At 67.3% G+C, this 7,719-nt stretch carries 6 protein-coding genes; 1 reads left to right on the top strand and 5 read right to left on the bottom strand.

The features are described 5' to 3' along the window. Positions 1 to 125 precede the first annotated feature (125 nt). Both BST44_RS07960 and BST44_RS07955 read right to left on the bottom strand, forming a co-directional pair. Positions 126 to 1,109, bottom strand: a complete 984-nt coding sequence (locus tag BST44_RS07960; protein ID WP_083176363.1) for a DUF4436 domain-containing protein — start codon at positions 1,107 to 1,109, stop codon at positions 126 to 128. Positions 1,110 to 1,336: 227 nt separating this feature from the next. Continuing rightward, positions 1,337 to 2,227: a formylglycine-generating enzyme family protein gene (locus BST44_RS07955; protein ID WP_083176399.1), complete on the bottom strand. Its 891-nt coding sequence runs from the start codon at positions 2,225 to 2,227 to the stop codon at positions 1,337 to 1,339. A gap of 296 nt (positions 2,228 to 2,523) precedes the next feature. Here BST44_RS07955 and pstS point away from each other — a divergent pair, with 296 nt between their 5' ends. Then, entirely contained in the window at positions 2,524 to 3,651 is a 1,128-nt protein-coding gene (gene pstS / locus BST44_RS07950; RefSeq protein ID WP_083176361.1) for a phosphate ABC transporter substrate-binding protein PstS, read from the top strand. Positions 3,652 to 3,654: 3 nt separating this feature from the next. Here the strand turns inward: pstS and BST44_RS07945 are convergent, their stop codons facing one another. The 3 genes from BST44_RS07945 to BST44_RS07935 are packed head-to-tail and all read right to left on the bottom strand — an operon-like array spanning position 3,655 to position 7,646. Further along, positions 3,655 to 4,590 (bottom strand): DUF4436 domain-containing protein, encoded by a 936-nt coding sequence (locus tag BST44_RS07945; RefSeq protein ID WP_083176359.1) that lies wholly within the window; start codon positions 4,588 to 4,590, stop codon positions 3,655 to 3,657. 43 nt (positions 4,591 to 4,633) lie between these two features. Next, positions 4,634 to 5,311 (bottom strand): hypothetical protein, encoded by a 678-nt coding sequence (locus BST44_RS30625; protein WP_244184753.1) that lies wholly within the window; start codon positions 5,309 to 5,311, stop codon positions 4,634 to 4,636. Further along, positions 5,286 to 7,646 carry an arylsulfatase gene (locus BST44_RS07935; RefSeq protein ID WP_083176355.1) on the bottom strand — a complete coding sequence of 787 codons (2,361 nt, stop codon included), beginning with the start codon at positions 7,644 to 7,646 and terminating at the stop codon, positions 5,286 to 5,288. Before BST44_RS07935 ends, BST44_RS30625 begins: the two co-directional genes overlap by 26 nt. Positions 7,647 to 7,719 lie beyond the last annotated feature (73 nt).

The following is a 7,719-nucleotide window of genomic DNA, read 5'->3' as shown; positions in this document are numbered from 1 at the left end:
TCCGCCGTCCCCGAGGGATACCGCCGCTCGAAGAGCTCATCAAACTCCGCGATCACCGCCGCCGACGACACCCTCGACTCGAACATAGGTTCGAGTATGCCACTCCCCTCCGACGAACTCGTCGGTCAGTCCCCCTGGCGCACCCAGGAGAAGATGTAGAGGCTCATCGCCGTCACCAGCGCCAGCAGCACCCACTGCACCAGGGCCTGGTCGATCCACGAACCGGGCGGTGGGCTGCCGGGCAGGATGTTGCGCAGCGGCACGACGGCAAACAGCATCGCGGCGTACCAGGTGCCGAAGGGCGGGACGAACTTCCGCCTGCCCATTGCCATCGGGATGGCCACCAGCAGGGCCAGGGTCGGCAGGGCCACCAGGACGAGGCAGATGACCAGGTCGAAGACAAGCGGGCCGTCGGCCCTCTCCAGGGTGACGACCACGTTGCCGGTGTCCAACGAGCGCGATGTCCGAAGGCCGCTCGGGTCCCGGACGCGCTCGACGTTGATGCTCCAACCGTCCAATGAGCCGGTTACCTCGACGAGCGCCGGCACCTTCCTACGGTTGTCACCGGACCCGACGAATGCGTCGGCCGCGATCGGCTCGGTCTTGTACTTGTCGAATGGCCAGTTTCGGGGATTTCCGTGCGCCTCGATGGTCGTCGTGAGTTGTGCCGGCGCCTTCCCTTTCGGATAGTTCAGGTCCCCGAGGTCGCTCGTCGGATACAGCCGCACGGCGACGTCGTTGCCCAACACGTCGAATCGTGGGTCGTACTGCGCAACACCCGGGTACACGAGCACGTTGACCGTGAGGCGATTTGCGACCGGCTTCAGCTCCTCGACGCGTAGCTGCACGATGGTCGCATCACCCCCGCCCTGACTCAGGTCCAGCGGAGGAAGCGGACCCGATTCCCGCTGCAGGGCATGGACGAAGAGCAGCGAGAGGGCATAGGTGATGGCGACGGTGACCAGGATGGCCACCCCGATCTCGACCTGGGACTTCTTCAACTTCGGCGGCTTCACCTTGCCTGCCGATTTCTTCTTCTTCTTCGCCGGTCCGGCCGGGTCGCCGACCGCCGGTTGCGGCGACGCCGGCGCCGGTGCCTCAGACGTCATGGGCCGACCGCCGTGACGGCTTGCTCCGGCCGGGCGGAAATGGCCGCCGAGTTTCCATTCGTCGGGGCACCACGTGGTGGGATGCTAGCGAACGGCCATGCTGGTCGCGCGGCGAATTCCCATGTCCGCGTGCGTCTTGCGGTTCCGTCACCCGGGCGACATCCGCCGTTCATCTGCCCGACGACGGCGCCGTCCGCGGAACCAGCGGGTGGCGGGGCACCGGTTTGCTAGGGCGACGCCGGGTCCGCCGCGCAGCGAAACCCGATATGGGACGTCGCGGTGTCCTGAGACTGCGGCGACCGGGCCGCCGGGCGGTAACGGTGGCAATACTCGGGCGCACACAAATGCGAACCACCTTTGAGGGCTTGGCTGACCGAGGGGTTCGGGGGTCCCGTCGGGGCGCAACAGGCTTTCGGCGGCTGATCGAGGCGGTGGTGCGCGGAAAATTCGGTGGCGGTCCACTCCCACACGTTGCCGATCATGTCGAGCAGGCCGAATCCGTTGGGCGGAAACGTTCCCACCGGTGACGTTCCCACCCAGCCGAGCGCCCCGTCGTTGCGGTAGGGGAAGTCTCCTTGCCAAGTGTTCGCCATCAGCCGTCCGTCGACTCTGGGCTCGTCGCCCCAGGAGTAGGTCGTCGTGCTCCCCGCGCGCGCCGCGTACTCCCATTCGGCTTCGCTCGGCAGCCGCCGGCCGGCCCAGCGAGCGTAGGCCGCGGCGTCCGGGTAGGCCACCTGGACCACCGGGTGGTCCCGGCGATCGGCGATGTGGCTGTGTGGCCCGAATGGATGGCGCCAGTTCGCCCCCGGCGCCCAGTGCCACCATTGGCGCCAGTCCCGCAAATCGACCGGGCCCGTCGTCGGGCGAAACACCATGGCGCCCGGGCATAGTTCGCTGGGATCCGCGCCCGGATAGAGCGCAGGGTCGATCGGTTGCTCGGCTACCGTCACATAGCCTGTGGCGGCGACGAATTCGGCGAACTGTGCATTGGTCACCGGGTGCCGCTCCAGCGCGAACGGGCCGACGGTGACGGTGTGGATGGGCGCCTCTTCAGGGTAGAAGCTGGTCGAACCCATGCGGAACGACCCGCCAGGCAAGTCGACCAGCTCGGTAAGCACCACTTCAGCGTAGGACCACGGCGCAGTGCCGGTGACGCCGCGGGAGAAACGGGCACCCGCGGATAACTGCGGGAGGACCCGACGCCGAAGCATGCCGATCGAGACCGGCCTCAATTTCCTTCTGCCCCAGCCGATTAGGGCGCGATGCTACCCTCTGTTCGCCAGGCCGAGCCAACCGGTTCACCTGAAATTGGTTTGCTTGCTCGCGAGCATGACGGTAAGTCTCGACATGTGCCGAAAGGGGTGACACCCGAGCCCCGCACCGCCGGATCCGTTGCCCGCAAGGAATCGCCGAAGTGAAGCGCAATCGCTCAGCCGCCGCCATGAGCTTGCTTGCCGCGGGCGCTTTGGCGCTTCCGGCATGCAGCAGCGCTCCCGCGACCCTGCCGTACACCGCCGGAGCGAAGGTCAACTGCGGTGGCGACCAGGACTTGTCCGCCAGCGGCTCGACCGCACAGGCCAACGCGATGAACCGGTTCATCGCCGCCTATACCAAGGCCTGCCCCGGGCAGAACCTCAACTACACGGCCAACGGCTCCGGCGCCGGCGTCAGCGATTTCCTCTCCGGCAAGACCGATTTCGCTGGATCTGACGTACCGCTGACCGATGACCAATACGCCGCCGCCAGACGGCGATGCGCTGGTTCGGACGCCTGGAACCTGCCGGTGGTGTTCGGTCCGCTGGCCATCACCTACAACCTCGCCGCCGCCGACTCTTTGGTGCTCGACGGGCCGACGCTGGCCAAGATCTTCAACGGGACCATCACGCGCTGGGACGATCCGGCCCTCACCGCCCTCAACGCATCCATGCCCGCAGAGGACATCCACGTCATCTACCGCAGCGACGCGTCCGGGACCACCGACAACTTCCAGTCCTACCTGAAGGCCGCCTCAGGCGGGGCCTGGAACAAGGGCACCGGCAAGGCGTTCAGCGGCGGCGTCGGAATCGGCGCCGCGGGCAACGCAGGCACCGCCGCGCTGGTCAGAACCACCGAGGGGGCGATCAGCTACAACGAACTGTCGTTCGCGCTCAAGGAAGGGCTGTTCGCCGCGGAGATCAAGACCCCGGCCAGCCGCAGGTCGTTGCGGCCGGTCCGGATCGGCGCCGACGCGGTCGGCAAGACGATCGCAGGCGCCAAGGTCATCGGCGACGGCAACAACCTCGTGCTCGACCTCTCGTCGTTCTACAACCCGGCCCAACCCGACGTCTACCCGATCGTCCTGGCCACCTACGAGATCGTCTGTTCCACCTATCCCAGCGCCGACGTGGCCAAGGCGGTCAGGGCCTTCCTGCAGGCAGCGATCGGTCCCGGGCAGGTCGACCTCGCGAGGACCGGCTACATCCCGCTGTCGGTGGACTTCCGGGCGCGGGTGTCGAGCGCCGTCGACGCGATCGGCCCCCGCGACACTTCGAATGCGGAGTAGCCCTCACGTCCTCTTCGGCGTCTTTTTCTCGCGGGATCGCCACCAGGCGACGATGAACAGCGACATCGCCGTCACCAACCCGATCAGCACCCACAACACGACGGCCTGGTCGATCCACGAGCCCGGCGGCGGGGAACCGGGCAGGAAATTGCGCAGTGGGACGACGGCGAACAGCAGCGCCGCGAACCACGTCCCCAACGGCGGCAGGAACGTGGTCCGCCCCAGCGCCATCGGAATGGCCACCCACAGGGCCAGCACCGGCAGCGCAATGAGGACCAGGCAGATGCCGACGTCGAAGATCAACGCGCCCTTGGACCTTTGCAACGTGATCACGAGGTCGTCCTGCACATCGGGATTGGCGTCTTCGGGGTCGTGGATGCGGGTGACGGTGGCGTCCCAGCCGTCCAGCTTGCCGGTCGCCTCGACGCGGGCGGGCGCCTTCTCGCGGTTCGCGCCGGTACCGGTGAACACGTCCGCGGCGATCACCTCGGTCTTGTAGGTGTCGAACGGCCAGTTGGCGGGGTCGCCGTGGGCCACGATGGTCGTGCTGACCTGGGCCGGCGCCTTCCCCACCGGGTATTGCAGGTCGCCGAGGTCGTTGTCGGGGTACAGCCGTACCGCGGCGTCGGTGGTCAGCACCCCAAAGTTCCTGTCGTACAACGAATCCTTGGGGTAGACGGTCACGTTCACCGTCAGGCGGTTCGCTACGGTGTCCAGCTTCTCCAGGCGCACCTGAACGACGCTGTCTTCGGCCTCCACCTTGCTCAGGTCGACCGACGGAAGCGCCGGCGCCGACTTTGCCAGCAGGTGCACGGCGATCAGCGACAGGGCGTAGATGACGATCAGGGCCGCGACGATCCCGAAAGCGATCGCGATTTGCCGGCCGCGGTGGTTGGCGGGGGCCGGCGGCGCGGGGGGCGCCGGAGTCCCGGCGGTCATTGGGGCATCACGGGCCAGATGCTAGCAGGGGGAACGGCAAATTTCAGGGGATAATGACCGCGAACTGCTGCGTGACGGTCGATTTCGCCGCTTCGAAATCGGGCGATTTGCCGGGACCCTCCAGGTGGATGGCCACCAGATACGCCTGGGTGTTCGTCCAGACGTGGGTGATGCGGTCGGCGAAGTCGTTTGCTCCCGGGCCTCCGCCGGTGCCGTCGAGCAGCTGGCTGCTGTAGCCGCAGAACTGGGCCGCCGTGACGGTGACCTTGACGCCGGGCCGCGCCGTTCGCAGGTCGCTGGCATAACGCAGGAACGCCCCGCCGGGGTCGAGGTCGGTGCGGGCGATGGTCACGCGCACCGACATGCCGTCGGGGCCTGCCGACGTCAACGCGACGTCACCGGTGCCCGGCGTCGACGGCCAGCCGTCCGGCAGCGCGACCGTGAGCACGGGCGCGACCGGGTCCGCGACGGAGGCCTTGGTCATCGAGCCGCTGGCGGGCGGGGGCGGGAAGCACGCCAGGGCGTTGGGTGGGATGTGGTCGGGCAGCGTCGTTTCGACGCCGGGCACCGGCTCGGCAGGGTCGGAGGGCCGCGTCGTCGAGGTCGTCGCCGAAGCGCTCCCGCCGACGGCGGTGCCGGCGGTGGTCTTCTCGCAGCCCACCGCCGGGGCCGCCAACAGGCACAGCGCCAATGCCTCAGTCGCGCGAAAAGGCAAGCGCAATTTCGGCTTCCACGTCTATGTACGGCCGACCGGAGAGGTCGACGGTGACCTGCGCGATGGTGCCCCCGGTGAACGAGAACGGCGCCTTGTAGCGGTTGCACACCCCCGAGCCGCCGTTTCGTCCGACGGTGATGCCGGCACCGGCGATCCCGAAGGTCCCGGGATGGGTCTGCACGTCCGCGAGCGTGCCGACCACGTCGTCGTCGATGAACAAGGTGACGTCGCCGAGCGGCGTGTGGCTGTCCGGCACGGTTCCGGTCCGCGCATAACTCACCCCGAGCAGGTGTCTGCCCAGCGGCACCGCGCCCGACGAGGAGACCGCCTGCTGCCGCTCGCCCAGAAAGTTGTACACGTAATGCAGGTGCCCGTCCTGGATGAACAGCACGTGCCCACCGTGGGCGCCGCCCTGCTTGAAGAGCACCCCCTCCGCGCCGGTGGTGTCCACGGTCACCTCGGCCAGCACCGAGAACGACCTGCCGCGGATTTCGGCCCCGGCGCCGATACTCACGTCCGCGCAGTCGGGGTAGTAGACGTAGCTGGACCTCTCACCGACGAGGTACGGGCGGAACCGCGTCATGGTCTCGATGATGTTCAGGTCGGAGAGCGGCAGCCCGTTGTACTTGGCCGCCTCGGAGAACCACAGCGCCTTGAGTTCTTCGAGTTTGTCCGGGTGCTCGGCGGCCAGGTCGTGGCATTGGCTGCGGTCGGTCTCGATGTGGAACAGCTCCCAGCGGTCGGTGTCGAAATGCGACCAGCCGGCGGGCGTGGCCGCGTGGACGGTGTTGGCGAACCAACCCTCGTGCCATATCCCGCGGGTGCCGAGCATGGAGTAGAACTGGGTGCGCTTTCCGGTGTCGGTGCCCGGATCATCGAGGGCCGCCTTGAAACTCACGCCGTCCAACGGCTTCTGGGCGATGCCCCGCACCGTGTCGGGCGGTGCCATGCCCAGCAGGTCGTAAACCGTGGGCGTGATGTCGCAGACGTTGACGTAGTGGTCACGGATCTCCCCGTGCGCCGCAACACCATTGGGCCATGAAATGATCGCCGTGTCGGCGATGCCGCCCTCGTGCGAGGCGTACCGCTTGTACAGCTTGTAGGGCGTGTTGAAGGCCATCGCCCAGCCGATGGGGTAATGGTTGTAGGTCTGCGGGCCACCGAGGTGGTCGAACAGCTTCATGCTCTCTTCGACGGTGTCGATGTAGCCGTTGAAGAACTTGCCCTCGTTCACCGAACCGTTCGGCCCGCCCTCGCCGCTGGCACCGTTGTCGGAGATCACCACGATCAGGGTGTTGTCCAGCTGACCGGACTCCTCCAAATAGTCCAGGATCCGGCCGATCTGGGCGTCGGTGTAGCTCAGGAAACCGGCGAACACCTCCGCCATCCGGCTGAACAGCTTCTTCTCGTCATCGGCCAGCGACTCCCACGGCCGCACGGTGTCCTGCATCGGCCACGGCTCGCCCTGCGGGCCCGTGACGTCCGAGTACGGGTTGACCGGCGACAGTTCGGTGTCGGGCGGCACGAGGCCCATCGACTTCTGCTTCTCCAGGACGATTTCGCGGTAGGCCTCGTATCCCATGTCGAACTTGCCGGCGTACCTGTCGGCCCACTCGGCGAAGACGTGGTGCGGCGCGTGCCCGGCGCCCGGGCACACGTAGCTGAACCACGGCTTGTCCGGTGCGATCACCTTGGCGTCGCGGATGAATTCGATGGTCTTGTCGGCGATGTCCTTGGAGAGGTGGTAGCCGTCTTCCGGTGTGCCCGGCGGGTTGACCGGATGGTTGTCGTAGACCAGGTCCGGATACCACTGGTCGGTCTCACCGCCCAGGAAGCCGTAGAACCGCTCGAAGCCCCGCGAGGTCGGCCAATGTCGTTTGGTCGAGGCCAGATTGGACTCCTCGAGCGGCGTGAGGTGCCACTTGCCGACGCAGTAGGTGTTGTACCCGCGCTCGGCGAGCACCTCGGAGAGCAACGCCGTGTCGAACGGGATGCGGCCGTTGGCATTCGGGAACGCGTCGGTGAACTCCTCGATGGTGGCCATGCCGACCGTCGTGGCGTTGCGGCCGGTGAGCAGCGACGCGCGGGTCGGCGAGCACAGCGCGGTGGTGTGGAACTGCGACAGCCGCACACCGCGCTCGGCGATGCGGGTCATGGCGGGCATCTCGACCAGTCCGCCGAAGCAGTCCCACGTCGCGATGCCGGTGTCGTCCCACACGAGGTACAGGATGTTCGGCGAGTTCTCCGGCGCGGTCGGCGCGGCGTACGGCCCCCAATCCGGCTCGGAGTCCCGGATGTCCAGCTCGATCTTGCCTTGAAACGCTCGGGAGTCAGTCGACATCCGCAGAGCGTAACGCGACCGCGAATGTTCCGATCGCTTTTCGCAACCGCCTCAGGCCCGGCAGAGTGAAACG

It is taken from the genome of Mycobacterium scrofulaceum (assembly GCF_002086735.1).
In the GTDB taxonomy this organism is placed as follows: Bacteria; Actinomycetota; Actinomycetes; order Mycobacteriales; family Mycobacteriaceae; genus Mycobacterium; species Mycobacterium scrofulaceum.
Note: the sequence above shows the minus strand (reverse complement) of the source record. Positions and strands in the feature narration are given on the sequence as shown.

Excerpts from the sequence above, each read along its gene's own strand:
- BST44_RS07945 (WP_083176359.1), bottom strand. The coding sequence starts at position 4,590 with ATGACCGCCGGGACTCCGGCGCCCCCCGCGCCGCCGGCCCCCGCCAAC.
- BST44_RS07935 (WP_083176355.1), bottom strand. The coding sequence starts at position 7,646 with ATGTCGACTGACTCCCGAGCGTTTCAAGGCAAGATCGAGCTGGACATC.
- BST44_RS07960 (WP_083176363.1), bottom strand. The coding sequence starts at position 1,109 with ATGACGTCTGAGGCACCGGCGCCGGCGTCGCCGCAACCGGCGGTCGGC.